We start from the raw sequence: 13,945 nt of genomic DNA on the forward strand, positions 1-13,945 counted from the left end.
GGCTTTTTAAGTAGGTTTTATAGACTTTTGAACCAATTCTGGAAATATTCGCCCACTAGGAAAACGGGTTTTTTATTCCCATTTATGGCTCCCACTAAACTTACAATCCATAAAATAAGCGGGAAAATCCATGCAATGAAGTTAATTATCGGAATAATTCCTAATACGATGCCAAGCAAACCGATTCCTAAGGTTTGCCTTATGTAAAAGGAACCTATTTCCGTTTTATTACTGCTGTTCATTATCAAAGCGATAATCCAGCCGATTATGGTTAGGTGAGCTACAATGGCAACTGTTTTACCGCTATCTGGGTTTGCAGGGTCAAATGCTTTGTTCACATCCTCTTTAAAATCTTTGGCTGCTTCTTCAGCTTTATCGCCAAAGTCCTTTTTCTCTTCTGACATGTTTATTTAATGTGTTGGTTAATGAGCGTTAAAAGTAACAAATAAATCAATACCTATAGAAAGGCTTTATCAACAGGTTCCCATAGTTCCAATTTGTTTCCTTCAGGGTCCAATATCCAACCAAATTTCCCGTATTCGTACTCTTCTATTTCTCCCACCACAGTGACCCCCTCCTTTTTTAGGACCTCGAGCAATTCCACCAAGTTTTCCACTCTAAAGTTCATCATGAACTGCTTTTCGCTAGGTTTGAAGTACTCCGTTTTCTCATCCATGGGGCTCCATTGGGTGGAGCAATCGTTTCCATCCTTGTCCTTCCACCAAAAGGTACAGCCATATTGGTCGGTATTCAATCCCAAATGGTTTTTGTACCATTCCTTAATGCCATTTGGGTCTTTGGTCTTAAAGAAAAAACCTCCCAGCCCTGTTACTCTGTTCTTCATGATTTTTTGGTGTTTTTTTCATACAGTGCAACCCACTCCTGTGGTGTCATTTTTTGACATAGCGCTGCAATCAGTTCATAAGGTATTGTATTGATATTCTTAAAGCGGATGCAGCTTTTGCCCATATCCAGTTTGGTGCTTACATGTTTGGGATATTCGACCACGAACCAATCCAGTAATTCGGGATTGGCATAAATGCCCATATGGTAAAGTGCCACAAAATTTTTCTGTGAAGCTATATTGATGAAGGGCAATGGCAATTTTGGGTCGCAATGGTATCCGTTGGGATATATGGAATGAGGCACTACATAACCCAACATTTTATAGTTGATGCATTCCTCAAACCCTTTGGGCAAATTGTTTTTTACGGTCTCCCGAAGCTTTGAAATGACTTCTTTTCGTTCCTTGGGCAGTTTTTCTAAGTACTCATCAGGTGTTTTGGCCTCTATGGTCATATCTGGTCAGGTTTTACCCAATGCCAGAGCCAAAGTCAGGATGGAATTGGTGCCTAAAGTTAGGAAAATCTTTCTTTGACCTTGTCAACAATGGTCTGAGCCAGCTTCTCCTTGCTCTCCACGGTCCAACCTGCTACATGGGGGGTAAGCAACACATTCTTAGCCTTGCGGAGATATTTAAAAGCTTTGGGTTTTTGCACGAACATGTTTTCGAAGGATTTTTTCTCGTATTCCAATACGTCCAATCCTGCTCCAAGTACTTTTCCGGCTTTTAAGGCTTTAACCAAATCCTTGGTCACAACACATTTTCCACGGGCGGTGTTCAAAAGCCAGAATGGTTTATGGAACCCATTTATGAATTCAAGATTGATCATGCCCATGGTTTGTTCGGTCTGTGGTACGTGCAAACTGACGACATCCGAGCGTTGTTGAAATTCCATGATACCCACTTGACGGGCATTGTCATCCCCAACACCACCAACAATATCGTAACAGATGACCTCTACATCAAATCCTCTTAATTTTTTGGCGAATGCCTTGCCCATGTTGCCATAACCAATGATTCCCACTGTCTTGCCATCCAATTCAACACCACGATTGGCTTCCCGTTTCCATTTGCCTTTTTTTACTTGGCGGTTGGCCTTGCACATGTTGTTCATCAGGGAAAGCAACATGCCCAGGGTATGCTCGCCCACGGCATTTCGGTTACCTTCTGGGGCCGATGCCAAAAACACTTCTTTGAACTTTGCGTGCTCCACATCTATGTTCTCCAATCCAGCGCCCACTCTTCCAATGAATTTCAGGTTCGTGGCCTTGTCCAAAAATTGCTGGTCTATGGTAAACCTGCTTCGGATGATGATTCCATCGTATAAATGGATTTTTTCCTCTACCTCTTCTTTGGTCGAGGTATAGTCTTCATGGTTTTCGAACCCAAGCTCTGCGAACTGATCTAGGAGTAGGGGATGGTTGGTATCGAGGTGGAGAACTTTCATGGGGCAAATATACAACTCCTAGATTTTTGGGTAGTGGGTCTGTGTTTTTTCGTGAAGCACATTACCTGTATGTGCTGTGCTCAATTTTTCAAATAACAAAACATGGACCTCTTCCCCGTTTTTGGTCATGGGATTGTGTTCCACTCCTTTGGGCACCACGATGATCTCGCCTTCTTTCACTACCTCGGTTCTGTCACGAAATTGCATGTAAAGCGTACCCTTGATGACCTGAAACAATTCATCTTCGTTCTCATGGGCGTGCCAAACAAATTCGCCCTGTAGTTTGGCCAACAGTACCTGCATATCATCCACAATGGCAATTTGATGTGGATGCCATTGTTCGGTAAATTCGGCGTGCTTTTGTTTTAGGTTGATGGATTTCATGTCTGATAGGGATCTATTTAGTGGGAAGGGGCAGATTGTGCATGCGCAAAAAGGACAATTTGTCCCAGTAACCTCGCTGGAATTTGATTTTTCCATCAACAATATGAAAGAATCCGCATCCACGAAGGCCCAATGGATCTTTCCATTCCAGAATGGCCCATTCCCCATCTTCAAAAATATGCTCAACGATACAGACCATGTCGGCAGCTTCAAACTCATTTTTGAACATTTCTTGGATGGCATCCTTGCCGACCACGGGCTCATTGGTCACCTGATGGTTCACGGCATCTGTGTGGTATAGCTCAGCTATTTTTGCTGCATTGCCCTGGTTGAAAAGGTCGACCCAATGCTCAACGAGTTGTTTTGGACTTTTGTACACTGTACTTCAAATATTAGGTTTGATTATATGCCCAAGATCATCTTGGCTATCCAAAAATAGATCAAGATACCGAAGATGTCATTGCTTGTGGTGATAAATGGTCCTGTGGCAATGGCTGGGTCGATATTTCTTTTGTGAAGAAACAACGGGATGAAAGTACCGATCAATCCAGCTACCACGATTACGACTACCAAGGATAGTGAAATGGCCAATGCAGTGGCAAAAGCACCTTTCCAGATCCAAGTGAAAATCAATAGTAGAACGGCCAAAATGAACCCGTTCAAAAGGGCCAATAGCATTTCTTTCATTAAATGCGTGCTCACGCTTCCTTTCAGGTCATCATTGGCCAGACCCTGTACCACAATGGCGCTGGACTGTACCCCAACGTTACCTGCCATCGCTGCGATCAGCGGTGTAAAAAAGAACAAAACGGCATGTTTGGAGATCATATCCTCGAAAGTTCCCATAATGGCCGCTGCGCTGAGTCCACCCAAAAGGCCTAGAATCAACCAGGGCAATCGGGCACGGGTCAATATCCAAATGCTGTCGTTTACTTCTACATCTTGCGAGATACCGGCCGCCATTTGGTAATCCTTATCAGCTTCTTCACGGATTACATCAACAATATCATCAATGGTGATACGTCCTACCAATCTTCCAATTTCATCTACCACGGGAATGGCTTCCAAATCGTATTTGGACATGATTTTGGCAACCTCTTCGCCTTTTTCATTGACGTTCACGGCATCCACTTTGGCAATGTATACATCCTTGATGTGTGTTTTGGTCGAGGCGGTCAACAAATCCTTCAGGGACAGTCTTCCTTTTAACCTCCCTTCATCATCCACCACATAAATGGAATGAACCCGTGTCACATTCTCTGCCTGGGCCCGCATTTCCTTGACACAAGTGGTCACGGTCCAATTCTCATTGACCTTTACCAACTCTTTGGCCATAAGACCCCCGGCGGAATCCTCTTCGTAGCGTAACAGGTCCACGATGTCCTTCGCGTGTTCACGGTCCTCGATTTCGGAGATTACTTCTTGAACGAGTTCTTTGGGCAGTTCGTTGATGATATCCGCGGCATCATCCGTGTCCAGTTCCGATAGCTCGCCCGCAATTTCTTTGGCAGTAAGGTTCTTTAGTACTGCTTCCCGGATATCCTCGTGCATTTCGGCAAGGATGTCCGAGGTTTTTTCACTGTCCAGTAACTTGATCAAGTAGGTGGCCTCTTCAACCTCCATTTCGTCCGCTATCTCCGCAATATCGGCATAGTGGAACTCCTTCATCATGGATTGAAGTTCGGCGTTTTTGCCATCGGCAATCAGTTGCCTGATTTCTTCTAAAAGTTCGTCTGTGAGTTTAAACGGGGTCATCGGCTATCTTTTGAGTCAACGTTACAAAGTCAGCTACACTTAGCTGTTCTGGGCGTTGATCAAAGATAGTATCTTCTTTTAGATTATCGGAAAGGTTGAAGGTTTTAAGACTGTTACGAATGGTTTTTCGCCTTTGGTTGAAAGCCGTTTTCACCACTTTAAAGAAGAGTCGCTCATCGCAAGGGAGGTTCAGTTCTTTTTTGCGTGTTAACCGGAGAACGCCGGAATCCACCTTTGGTGGTGGGTCAAAAACACCGGGTGGGACAGTGAATAGATATTCGGCCTCATAATACGCTTGGACCAATACGGAAAGGATCCCGTAGGTTTTGCTCCCTGGTCCTTCGCAAATACGTTTGGCCACCTCTTTTTGAAACATCCCTGAAAATTCAGGTACCTGATCCCTTATGTCCAGCATTTTAAAAACGATCTGACTGGAAATGTTGTACGGGAAGTTGCCCGTGATGGCGAATTGTTCTTCGCCATAAAGTTCCGAGAGGTCAAATTTGAGAAAATCCGCCTCTATGACATTCAAACGGTTGTTCTGTTTCAGAATCGCGGCATGTTCCAATGGAAAACTGTGGTTAAGGTATACGATGGATTCTTCATCCAAATCCATGGCCACTAGGTCCAGATCACGCTGAAGCAAATGTTTGGTAAGCACTCCCATACCTGGGCCTATCTCCAACACATTTTTATAACCATCCAACGATAGGGTCTGTGCAATTTTTTGGGCCACGGACTCATCTTTGAGGAAATGCTGGCCTAAATGCTTTTTTGCCTTTACCGTACCGTCATCTTGGTGTTTTTGATTGTGATGGGTATGGTTGGAATATTTTTTTCGCTTCTTTTTGGACACGGAAGGTTTTTTTGCAAGTTAGTTGGAATTTTCGATATAGATCCATGCCTCGTCCCCAGATTCCAAAGGAAATTTTTGACGTTTGTAGGCGCTTGTTTCGTAAATGTCCGCTTTTTTCAAATCGGCTTCATCCACTTCGTAGGCAACACCTGCAACTTTATCTTCAGGGTTGTTCGTGTTGATGACCAAAGGATAACGCCCATAAACGGCATTTTCCATTTTCTTGAACCCCAATGCCGAATCCCTTTTCCCCTTGAGCAAACGACCAAAAATATGTTCCTGCACTTGCAGGTCCTGAAGCGTTCCGTAGGAAAAAAGATATTCCAAAGGTTAAGGTATTTGTTGACTGATGACTTCCAGTTCGGTTCGAAAAGCGACAAATTTATTGGGAAACATTTTCTGTGCATCGGCACGTAAGCGCTCGGCATCCTCTTTGTAATAGGCCTCCAAAGTATCCCTGCTTTGGGTGGTGTATTGTATGGAGTACGTGATGCCGCCCATATCTTCCTCCACCAAGACCTTGACCATTTTGGCATGGGAAAATTTACCTGTTGCCAGCATATCGGGCAGGTGCTTATCCTTCATCCAATCCAGCCATTGGTCGTGTACACTTTCATCTATATTGATGGTAACGTTGTAAATGAGCATTAGCTTTGTCTGTTTTAGCGTGGACGAAGTTAGTGTAATTCTGAGAAACCTCTTAAAGAGATTCCCGCGAAGGCGGGAATGTCAAGTTGATTAGTTAATGGCGTCCCCTCGCAACCTCCTGAAATTCTTGCGGGCCTGGGGAAAATAATAACTGTCCTGATAATTATATATGATCTTCTCGTAATGTCCCTTGGCTTTTTCTGGCTCGTTCAGGGTGTTTTCGTATAGTTCTCCGAGGGCAAAGTGCGCATCATCGGCCAAAATCCCATCGGAATAGAATTCCACAATTTTTTGATAGTTGAACTCGGCACTTTCGTATTTTTTCTGCTCTACCAATAGTTCGGCTTGTTTTAGCAAGGCTTCGTCCTCAATTTTTTCTCCTTTGTGATTTTGTAAAATATCTTCAAGTGCGGCAATGGCTTCAGTATTTTTATTTTGATAAGCCAAAAGGTCTGCCTTGGCATATTTTTTCAAAGCGGTTTGGGTGGAATCTTCCAATGAGTTGTCGGAGATCAGTAAACTCAATTGCATGGCATCGTTTGCAATCAGTTGTGATGTGGAACTGCGAAGTACTTTCAATTGGGTAAGGGCCCAATCAAAATCCCCTTTGTAAAAACTGGTCTGTGCCACTTTGAACCGTGCGTCTTGACCCACCACGTCGTTTTTGACGCTCTTTTGAACTTGTGTGAAAAGAATCAGGGCTTCGTTGAATCTTTGGTCGAATACCAAAATGTCTCCAAGCGCCAGTTTAATATAAGCCATGGTCATCCTGCCCATTGGGAGTTCCATGCTTTCCTTGAGCATTGCAATGGCGGGTTCGGGTGTTTCTTTTTTGAAAGTAAGGAAGTTGGCATAGGCAACTTGAAGTTGGAGGGTTTGACTTTCGATTCCGTATGTTTCCACCAAGCGCTCAAATTTCTTTTCCACATCCTCCAGAACTTTCTCCGTTGGGTTTTCCAGCGCAATATCAATCAGGTTGAGTTCTGCATTGAGCCTGGTCCGTGGATTTTCTGTGTTGTCCACGATGTATTCGTAAATCTCTGTTGAGGTTTCCCAGTCTTTGTCTTCCAAAGCTATATTTCCCAAATTTTCCAATCGGTCCACGGACTGCCCCTCGCTACGTTTATATATGGCCTTTTCCTGACTGAAGGCACTATTGTATTGTTTTTGCTGGACAAAAAGCCAACTCAAAAGCTCGTTCCAAAGCACATCTGGGGTATTCTGAGCATTTTGTAACAGTACTTTTCGCAATAGGATATTGTTTTCGTCAGACGGGTCCTCGGAGATAAAATCATCTATGTTGCGCAACACATTGGAACGTGAGGTGCGCCCTTCCCAAATCAGGTTGAGGTAGGATTGGTACATTTTTGCGATATCGCCCTGTTCCCCATAAATGCGTGCCAATTGAAAATCGTAATTAAGATCCGGCTTTAGTTCCATGGCCTTGGTGTAGGCTTGGATGGCATAATCCAGCAAAGCATATTTTTGAAAGCGATATCCAACACTGTAGCCGTAGTTGGGGTTGTCCTCTATTTTATTGATGGCCTTGTCATAATAGGCAGTGGCCTCTTCAGCTTCATTCTTGAGGGTGAAGTTGTATCCCAGCTCAATATAAAAAGTGGGGAAAGCGTAGCTGTCCTCTATTTTTTGAAGTAAAAACGCTTCGGCATCATCATAGCGTTCCAATTGCTGGTAACAAGCCACCAATCCCTCGGCATAGTCAGTGCGCCTTGGGTTGGTCTCGACCAATTTCTCATAAAAAACCACGGCTTTCTCATAATCACCATCCTGAAAGTATTGTTTGGCCAAGAAATCCTCTTGGGCCATTCCAATGGCGCCGGATAGCATCAATATGAGAAATAAAAGACGTCGCAATAGCTTGTTTTATTTCAAATATAACGTAGAAATGTGGGAGATTCTGTTAAGCGAGTCCAAATTAATGGTAGAAAACCTTAATCGATGGTGTCAAAACCGCAATAGGGTACCAATACTTCGGGTATTTTTATTCCTTCTTCGGTCTGGTGGTTCTCCAAGATTCCCGCCAGTACCCTCGGCAATGCCAATGAACTGCCGTTCAAGTTGTGGGCCAATTGGCTCTTGATTTTTTGGAATTGAAGAAAATGATATTATGTAAGAAAATACACTTTTATTTCAAATCAAGAAGCCATAGACCCCTTTAGCACGGCATTTATGATTAAATGTGCAGTGTTGCGAGCCGTCAACCCTGAAATTTGTGATGGGCTTTCCATATGGGATTGCAATGCCAAGGTCATGTGGTTGGCCTCCAAGGAAGGAATTCACATAGTCCTTGACGTTTTCGGATTGGTTCCCGTGGTCGGGGAAGTGGCCGATTTGACCAACGGGGCGTTGTATCTGATCTAAGGGGATGGGGTAAATGCCACATTAAGTTTTGTCGCGGCCGTTCCTGTGGCGGGATGGGTAGCTGCTGGAGCAAAAGGAGCCGTAAGGATTGTGGAGGCAAGCAACATTGCCTCCAAAGTGAAACTGACTTGGAAGGTGGACACCTTCTCAGGGAAAATTTTGTGGCCGAGCGACAATTACAGCCGCAAACAGTTGCGAAAAGTGTTGGGCTTGACCTCCTCATCGACCCATGCTCGTCATATCATGCCATTGGCCTTTAAAGGAACGGATCTGGTCCAAAGGGCCGCCAAATCTTCTAACGCCTTTCTTATGAACGAGTTTTTAAATGGCTTCCCCTTGCCTTCTTCTAGTCATTTAACTGGGCACTCGACCTATAACAATAAAATTCAAAGTATATTAACAACAAATAACGTTGCGATTAGTAATATGAGCCCTGATCAAGCTTTTACGTTTTTAAATGGTTTAATTGTTCATATTGATGATTTATTAACTGCCAACCCAAGCAAGATTTGGAAGAGATATCGAATTTAATCAGTTACCCATAGATGGAATGAAGTACTATAAATTGGAATACAACTCCATGAATATTAAAGAAACAGGAACACAATTTCAGTCTATTGATGGAAACTTTGGTGATATTCAAAGCATCAATTTTCCCATTGAAGGTAAAATTGATTTTAATTTTGCGCTCCCTGAACCATTTATGGAGAGAAAAGCCATACCAACTACATTACTAAATGCTGTTTTTATTTCTAATGGATTTTTAATTTTCAAAGACTATTTCATTGACTTTTTGAAAAATTTTAGTATCGACGAATACCAGACTTGGAAAATTAAAGTACACTACAAAAACAACGTTTTAACGGATTATAGTCTATTCAACATAAGTTATCCAAAACAAAGAGAATTGATTGATTTTAAAAACAGTTCTTTCTATTTGGGAAAATTTTCAGACCATAAGCATGTTGGAGAGGATATTAATATTTCCGATTATGACAATTATTTAAGCACTTTGGAGGTGTTGAAAAACAGTAAAGACAGTTTTTTAAAGCAAAAAAAAGTAATCTTGGATTTGAGGTTTGTGAAAGTTGACATGTTTAAATTGTGGATTGACCCCCTCGGAGGCTTTTATGTTTCAGAAGAATTAAAAACCTCTATAGAAGAGCAACGGTTTACAGGCATGGCTTTTAGGGAAGTAACCGAGATGGACAAAAGGATAGAGGTAGTTTATTAGTGTAAAAGGCCATCAAATCTTCCAACGCCTTTCATAAACGGGTTCTTAAATGGCTTTCCCTTGCCTTGTTCAAGTAATTTAACTAGGCACTCGACCTATAAAAACATAACCTAAAAGTTTAAATAAACGTCAGAGTATAAACTATTTATTTAGTAAGGGAAAAATGAACTCTAACAAACCAGTGAACACGTTTTACAACGTAAGTTCACTATGGGAAGTAATGTGCTTACCCTCTATGCATAATTGTTGAAATGAATGGAAGAGACCAGAGTAGAACTCATCAAGGTATTGGTTGGTTGATTTAGTATGAATAGAAGAAGTTTTTACACGGTGCTTGTTTGAATCCCACTCATTGGTTTGGATTCTTCGCTTTAAAATAATGTTGAGCTTTTTTCAATTTACAGAAATCCTGGCATAAATGGGGGCTTTGCCATTTTTAGACCTACTGGAATAAAGCCAAAGGAAGTGGAATAGACATTTTGCCTGTTTTTGTAATGAAAGGGGAAAGTTGGTTTGATTAGGGGTGCAAATGTTTCATAAAACAGGTGGATATCATCTAAGTGAATAGTTATGGTGTAGTTTCAAAAAGATTAAAAGAAGAAATAGAACACCAGAAAATGACAGATATTGAATTAAACCTGAGGTTAGTATAAACGATTTGTAGACTTCCCTTGGCTCACGCCAAAGGCCATTTTGTGTTTGTACGAGGTGTATATCCGAAAATATCCCTATACTTGTTCCGCTGCTACGTTTATGATCAGCGATGAGGGAAAATCCTAGTCAATCACCGTAAACCCACAATAGGGGGCCAGCACTTCGGGGATGTTGATGCCGTTTTTGGTCTGGTAATTTTCCAAGATGCCCGCCAAGACCCTGGGCAATGCCAAAGCGCTGCCGTTCAAGGTGTGGGCCAATTGGCTTTTTCCGTTTTCGTCTTTGTAACGCAACTTTAGGCGATTGGCCTGATAGGTCTCAAAATTGGATACGGAACTGATTTCCAACCAACGGTCTTGTGCAGTCGAGAACACTTCAAAATCAAAGGTCAGGGCAGAAGTGAAACCTAAATCCCCTCCACAAAGACGCAAAATACGATAAGGCAATTTGAGTTCACGTAGAATAGTTTTTACGTGCTCTACCATGTCATCCAAAGCTTGGTATGAATTGTTCGGATGTTCCATTCGTACGATCTCGACTTTGTCGAACTGGTGCAAACGGTTCAAGCCGCGAACGTGTGCCCCGTAACTTCCTGCTTCACGACGGAAACAAGGCGTGTAGCCCGTGTATTTGATAGGGAAATCACTTTCTGCCAAAATATCTCCTCGGTGCAAGTTGGTCACGGGGACTTCAGCCGTTGGAATGAGGTACAGATCATCAGCCTGTACATGGTACATTTGCCCCTCCTTGTCGGGCAACTGACCTGTTCCATAACCAGAGTCTTCATTGACCATAAGTGGCACCTGCATTTCGGTATAGCCCGCTTCGGCGTTTTTGTCCAAGAAGTAGGCAATCAAGGCACGTTGCAATCGTGCGCCTTTTCCTTTGTACACTGGAAAACCTGCTCCAGTGATCTTAACACCGAGCTCAAAATCGATGATGTCGTATTTTTTGGCCAATTCCCAGTGCGGAAGTGCACCTTCCGATAAAGTTGGAATGTCGCCCTCCTTGAAAATCTCTTCATTGTCCTCCTCGGAATTACCCGCGGGAACGGATTGGTGGGGAACATTGGGGATCAAATACAGTTGCTGCTGAAGTTCATCGGCAGTAGTGTTGAGGTCTTCCCCTAATTTTTTGGATGCTTCTTTGAGTCCTGCCGTTTTTTCTTTCAGGACATTGGCCTCCTGTGCCTTTCCTGTTTTGAAAAGCAGGCCGATTTCTTTGGAAAGTTTGTTGGATTCGGCCAGAGTGGCGTCCAGTTCAGTTTGGATGGAACGTCTTTTTTCATCGAGTTCCAAAACCTTTGATAGCATAGGTTCGGCATCGATGTTTCGCTTTTTTAAAGCGGTGATGATACTTTCCTTGTTTTCCCTGATGTTCTGTATTTGAAGCATGGCCTTGTTTTGAGCCGCAAATTTAATTCAATCTGGAGAAGTGCCCAACTTTATTCCTTAGGAGAGGGGAGAATCCAATCATTATGGGCAAAATGTTTCCACGGAACGTTGGCCAAATCCACTTTTGGGTCGATAAATTGCTGATAAGGTCTTTGATTGATTTTGACCTTGTTCTCCACAAACACCTGGATGTCCTTGCCATCTTTGGCGTATTCTTTTTTGAGGTGATGTGCAAATTGCCAGATAAAATCGGGATAGCAGGCTACTCTGCGTTGTTGTTTTTTTGTGAGATAATCGTTCAGGTTGATGTTGGTGGTGTCCTTGGTTTGGATGTTCACGGCCTTAAATGTGATTCTTCCCCCACGGCTGCGTAGCATCATTCGCCAGCTCAAACGATGCCCTTCCTCGGTCCACAATACATCATCCTGAAAGAAGTGGTGCCGTATTGGCAAAACCAGTTGGAATAGAAAGTAGATGCCCAAAACCGTCAATGTGATTTTTTTTGTCTTTGGAATGATGGTTTTGGTCTCTGGAATAATCTTTTTAGTCTTTAAAAAGATATTGCGGATGGTCTGTGGTTCAAAAAAGAAGACCGTAAAGGCAAGTGACAGGTAGGGGAATATCCCAATTTGGAATACAATGCTGTTGAACAGATGAAAAAAGATGGCCAATACAAAGGCTGTTTTCCGCGTCGGCCTCCAGAGGAGTGCGGGTACAATGAGCAAATCAAAGAAAATTCCGAAGAATGCCACTATTTTATGGACCCATTGCTGTTGAAGAAAGTCCCCTATCAAATAATAGTCTTTTTTATGGGACATCAATACCTCGATCATGCTGAAATCCAACCAATCGGCGTATAACTTGGCGACCGATGCATAGGTGTACACGATGAACAATTGTAGGATAATAATCCATCGGACCCAGTTGTACATGGTCTGTGAACGCAGCTTCGGATGCAGTTTTGCATCCAGGGATGCATCTCGGTTCGCTGGTAGAAATGCCATGATGTAGGCGAGGAGCATCAGTAGATAATAGTGGTTGTTGTAGGACGTTTTCTGCATCAAATACACCCCGGACCACAATACGGCAAAAGCCAATGCGCTAAAACGATATTTATATCCAAGGGCTATCAGCAGACCCAAAGTGCCCATCACGGCAAAATAAATGTACATGCCGTTTCCGGGTAACGGTTGCAACCATTCAAACCCAATAAAGGAAAAAGTAAATTCGGGTTCCACCAGTGTTCTGCGCACCCAACCTGTGGCTATGGCGCCATAGCATTCGGCACCGACCAATAATCCATAGAACACTCGAAAAACAACAAGTTGCGCATTGTCAATTTTCTTAAAAAGAAATTGGTCGAGCATTTACTTGGAGATTAGGTCCAGAGAATGGTTTTTGTCTTTCTTCAATTGTTCTTTAAGTTCTTCAACTGAATTGAACTTATGCTCGTCCCGGATGCGGTGCAAGAGTTCCACCTGAATCTTTTTGTCGTAGAGGTTGCCTTCAAAATCGAAGAAATTGACTTCTATGCTTTTTTTGGAACCGTCCACGGTGGGGTTGAAGCCGATGTTCATCATCCCAAAGTATTCTTTTCCATCAATGTCACTTCGGACCACGTACGCACCATTTTTTGGGATGAGTTTGTACGCTTCGGCAATATGTAGGTTGGCCGTAGGGAAACCGAATTCCTTGCCCAAACCTTTGCCCTTTTTTACGGTTCCCGTGAGCATATAGGCGTAGCTCAAGTAACTGTTAGCGGTTTCAACATCGCCCTTCAATAGTGCTTTTCTGATTTTTGTGGAGCTTACGGAAACATCATCTATTTCCTGGGCGGGAATTTCCTCTACCTCAAAATCAAAGGTGTTTCCAAAGGAAATAAGGTCTTGGATGTTGGCATTCCGGTTGCGTCCGAATCGATGGTCGTACCCAATGATTATTCTTTTGCTTTTGATGTTGTTCACAAGAATATCGCGTACAAAATCTATTGCCGAAAGTCTGGAGAATTGTTTGGTGAAGGGGTGAATGATCAAATAGTCCAGCCCCAAAGTCTCTAAAATCTGTTTTTTTTCTTCGAGCGTGTTCAATAATTTGATGTCCACATCCTTTTGCAATACCATCCGTGGATGTGGGAAAAAAGTAAGCACTGTGGACTTCAATCCGGTATTTTTGGCATTATTTGTGAGGCGTTCCAATATCTTGCGGTGCCCCAAGTGTACACCATCAAAAGTGCCAATGGTCACCACGGTGCGGTGCGAGATATCTTTGAAATCAGAAATGTTATGGATTGTTTCCAACGCAATAAAGAAATAAAAAAAGGCTTACATTTGAAATTATACTATGCCCT

At 42.8% G+C, this 13,945-nt stretch carries 18 protein-coding genes and 1 pseudogene; 3 read left to right on the forward strand and 16 right to left on the reverse strand.

The genetic code is table 11. The features are described from left to right. Nucleotides 1–17: 17 nt before the first annotated feature. The 12 genes and pseudogenes from EO132_RS06700 to EO132_RS06755 form a co-directional block, all read right to left on the reverse strand. A complete protein-coding gene (locus EO132_RS06700) occupies nt 18–404 on the reverse strand; it encodes a YtxH domain-containing protein (protein ID WP_127137147.1) in 387 nt (128 codons plus the stop codon). A 53-nt stretch (nt 405–457) separates the two neighbouring features. Continuing rightward, a complete protein-coding gene (locus tag EO132_RS06705) occupies nt 458–844 on the reverse strand; it encodes a VOC family protein (protein ID WP_127137148.1) in 387 nt (128 codons plus the stop codon). Continuing rightward, a complete protein-coding gene (locus tag EO132_RS06710) occupies nt 841–1,299 on the reverse strand; it encodes a DUF1801 domain-containing protein (RefSeq protein WP_127137149.1) in 459 nt (152 codons plus the stop codon). The genes EO132_RS06705 and EO132_RS06710 overlap by 4 nt, the downstream gene beginning before the upstream one ends. Before the next feature lie 59 nt (nt 1,300–1,358). Then, on the reverse strand, nt 1,359–2,291 hold the full coding sequence (locus EO132_RS06715) for a 2-hydroxyacid dehydrogenase (protein ID WP_127137150.1): 933 nt from the start codon (nt 2,289–2,291) through the stop codon (nt 1,359–1,361). 18 nt (nt 2,292–2,309) lie between these two features. Beyond that, nucleotides 2,310–2,675: a cupin domain-containing protein gene (locus tag EO132_RS06720; protein WP_127137151.1), complete on the reverse strand. Its 366-nt coding sequence runs from the start codon at nt 2,673–2,675 to the stop codon at nt 2,310–2,312. Nucleotides 2,676–2,688: 13 nt separating this feature from the next. After that, entirely contained in the window at nt 2,689–3,054 is a 366-nt protein-coding gene (locus EO132_RS06725) for a nuclear transport factor 2 family protein (RefSeq protein WP_127137152.1), read from the reverse strand. A gap of 23 nt (nt 3,055–3,077) precedes the next feature. Next, the gene (gene mgtE / locus EO132_RS06730; protein WP_127137153.1) at nt 3,078–4,430 is read right to left on the reverse strand and encodes a magnesium transporter; all 1,353 of its coding nucleotides are present in this window, start codon (nt 4,428–4,430) and stop codon (nt 3,078–3,080) included. Continuing rightward, nucleotides 4,417–5,286, reverse strand: coding sequence for a 16S rRNA (adenine(1518)-N(6)/adenine(1519)-N(6))-dimethyltransferase RsmA (gene rsmA / locus EO132_RS06735; protein ID WP_127137154.1), 870 nt, complete (start codon nt 5,284–5,286; stop codon nt 4,417–4,419). Before rsmA ends, mgtE begins: the two co-directional genes overlap by 14 nt. Before the next feature lie 18 nt (nt 5,287–5,304). Then, nucleotides 5,305–5,613 carry a gamma-glutamylcyclotransferase family protein gene (locus EO132_RS06740; protein ID WP_127137155.1) on the reverse strand — a complete coding sequence of 103 codons (309 nt, stop codon included), beginning with the start codon at nt 5,611–5,613 and terminating at the stop codon, nt 5,305–5,307. A 3-nt stretch (nt 5,614–5,616) separates the two neighbouring features. Beyond that, the gene (locus EO132_RS06745) at nt 5,617–5,934 is read right to left on the reverse strand and encodes a DUF4286 family protein (RefSeq protein WP_127137156.1); all 318 of its coding nucleotides are present in this window, start codon (nt 5,932–5,934) and stop codon (nt 5,617–5,619) included. Nucleotides 5,935–6,024: 90 nt separating this feature from the next. Then, the gene (locus EO132_RS06750; protein WP_127137195.1) at nt 6,025–7,782 is read right to left on the reverse strand and encodes a tetratricopeptide repeat protein; all 1,758 of its coding nucleotides are present in this window, start codon (nt 7,780–7,782) and stop codon (nt 6,025–6,027) included. Nucleotides 7,783–7,886: 104 nt separating this feature from the next. Next, a pseudogene (locus tag EO132_RS06755) lies at nt 7,887–8,033 on the reverse strand (serine--tRNA ligase); the annotation flags it as partial. 91 nt (nt 8,034–8,124) lie between these two features. On the opposite strand from EO132_RS06755, the gene EO132_RS06760 reads away from it, so the two are divergent. The 3 genes from EO132_RS06760 (at nt 8,125) to EO132_RS06770 (ending at nt 9,550) form a co-directional block, all read left to right on the forward strand. After that, nucleotides 8,125–8,316, forward strand: a complete 192-nt coding sequence (locus EO132_RS06760; RefSeq protein WP_127137157.1) for a hypothetical protein — start codon at nt 8,125–8,127, stop codon at nt 8,314–8,316. A gap of 90 nt (nt 8,317–8,406) precedes the next feature. Further along, a complete protein-coding gene (locus EO132_RS06765; RefSeq protein WP_127137158.1) occupies nt 8,407–8,847 on the forward strand; it encodes a hypothetical protein in 441 nt (146 codons plus the stop codon). Nucleotides 8,848–8,866: 19 nt separating this feature from the next. Beyond that, on the forward strand, nt 8,867–9,550 hold the full coding sequence (locus tag EO132_RS06770; RefSeq protein WP_127137159.1) for a hypothetical protein: 684 nt from the start codon (nt 8,867–8,869) through the stop codon (nt 9,548–9,550). 192 nt (nt 9,551–9,742) lie between these two features. Here EO132_RS06770 and EO132_RS19735 read toward each other — a convergent pair whose 3' ends face one another. The 4 genes from EO132_RS19735 to EO132_RS06785 all read right to left on the reverse strand — a co-directional run bounded on the left by EO132_RS19735 (nt 9,743) and on the right by EO132_RS06785 (nt 13,895). Then, nucleotides 9,743–9,931: an Arm DNA-binding domain-containing protein gene (locus EO132_RS19735; protein ID WP_417935841.1), complete on the reverse strand. Its 189-nt coding sequence runs from the start codon at nt 9,929–9,931 to the stop codon at nt 9,743–9,745. A 395-nt stretch (nt 9,932–10,326) separates the two neighbouring features. Continuing rightward, nucleotides 10,327–11,598 (reverse strand): serine--tRNA ligase, encoded by a 1,272-nt coding sequence (gene serS / locus EO132_RS06775; RefSeq protein WP_127137160.1) that lies wholly within the window; start codon nt 11,596–11,598, stop codon nt 10,327–10,329. A gap of 50 nt (nt 11,599–11,648) precedes the next feature. Then, complete coding sequence (locus tag EO132_RS06780; RefSeq protein ID WP_127137161.1) at nt 11,649–12,965, reverse strand: HTTM domain-containing protein; 1,317 nt, start codon at nt 12,963–12,965, stop codon at nt 11,649–11,651. Continuing rightward, the gene (locus tag EO132_RS06785; protein ID WP_127137162.1) at nt 12,966–13,895 is read right to left on the reverse strand and encodes a bifunctional riboflavin kinase/FAD synthetase; all 930 of its coding nucleotides are present in this window, start codon (nt 13,893–13,895) and stop codon (nt 12,966–12,968) included. It abuts the gene before it with no gap. Between the last annotated feature and the right edge of the window lie 50 nt (nt 13,896–13,945).

It is taken from the genome of Flagellimonas oceanensis (genome assembly GCF_003992595.1).
In the GTDB taxonomy this organism is placed as follows: Bacteria; Bacteroidota; Bacteroidia; order Flavobacteriales; family Flavobacteriaceae; genus Flagellimonas; species Flagellimonas oceanensis.

Coding starts and splice junctions, on each gene's coding strand:
- EO132_RS06700 (WP_127137147.1), bottom strand. CDS start 404: ATGTCAGAAGAGAAAAAGGACTTTGGCGATAAAGCTGAAGAAGCAGCC.
- EO132_RS06705 (WP_127137148.1), bottom strand. CDS start 844: ATGAAGAACAGAGTAACAGGGCTGGGAGGTTTTTTCTTTAAGACCAAA.
- EO132_RS06710 (WP_127137149.1), bottom strand. CDS start 1,299: ATGACCATAGAGGCCAAAACACCTGATGAGTACTTAGAAAAACTGCCC.
- EO132_RS06715 (WP_127137150.1), bottom strand. CDS start 2,291: ATGAAAGTTCTCCACCTCGATACCAACCATCCCCTACTCCTAGATCAG.
- EO132_RS06720 (WP_127137151.1), bottom strand. CDS start 2,675: ATGAAATCCATCAACCTAAAACAAAAGCACGCCGAATTTACCGAACAA.
- mgtE (WP_127137153.1), bottom strand. CDS start 4,430: ATGACCCCGTTTAAACTCACAGACGAACTTTTAGAAGAAATCAGGCAA.
- EO132_RS06745 (WP_127137156.1), bottom strand. CDS start 5,934: ATGCTCATTTACAACGTTACCATCAATATAGATGAAAGTGTACACGAC.
- EO132_RS06750 (WP_127137195.1), bottom strand. CDS start 7,782: ATGCTATCCGGCGCCATTGGAATGGCCCAAGAGGATTTCTTGGCCAAA.
- EO132_RS06760 (WP_127137157.1), top strand. CDS start 8,125: ATGATTAAATGTGCAGTGTTGCGAGCCGTCAACCCTGAAATTTGTGAT.
- EO132_RS06770 (WP_127137159.1), top strand. CDS start 8,867: ATGAAGTACTATAAATTGGAATACAACTCCATGAATATTAAAGAAACA.
- serS (WP_127137160.1), bottom strand. CDS start 11,598: ATGCTTCAAATACAGAACATCAGGGAAAACAAGGAAAGTATCATCACC.
- EO132_RS06780 (WP_127137161.1), bottom strand. CDS start 12,965: ATGCTCGACCAATTTCTTTTTAAGAAAATTGACAATGCGCAACTTGTT.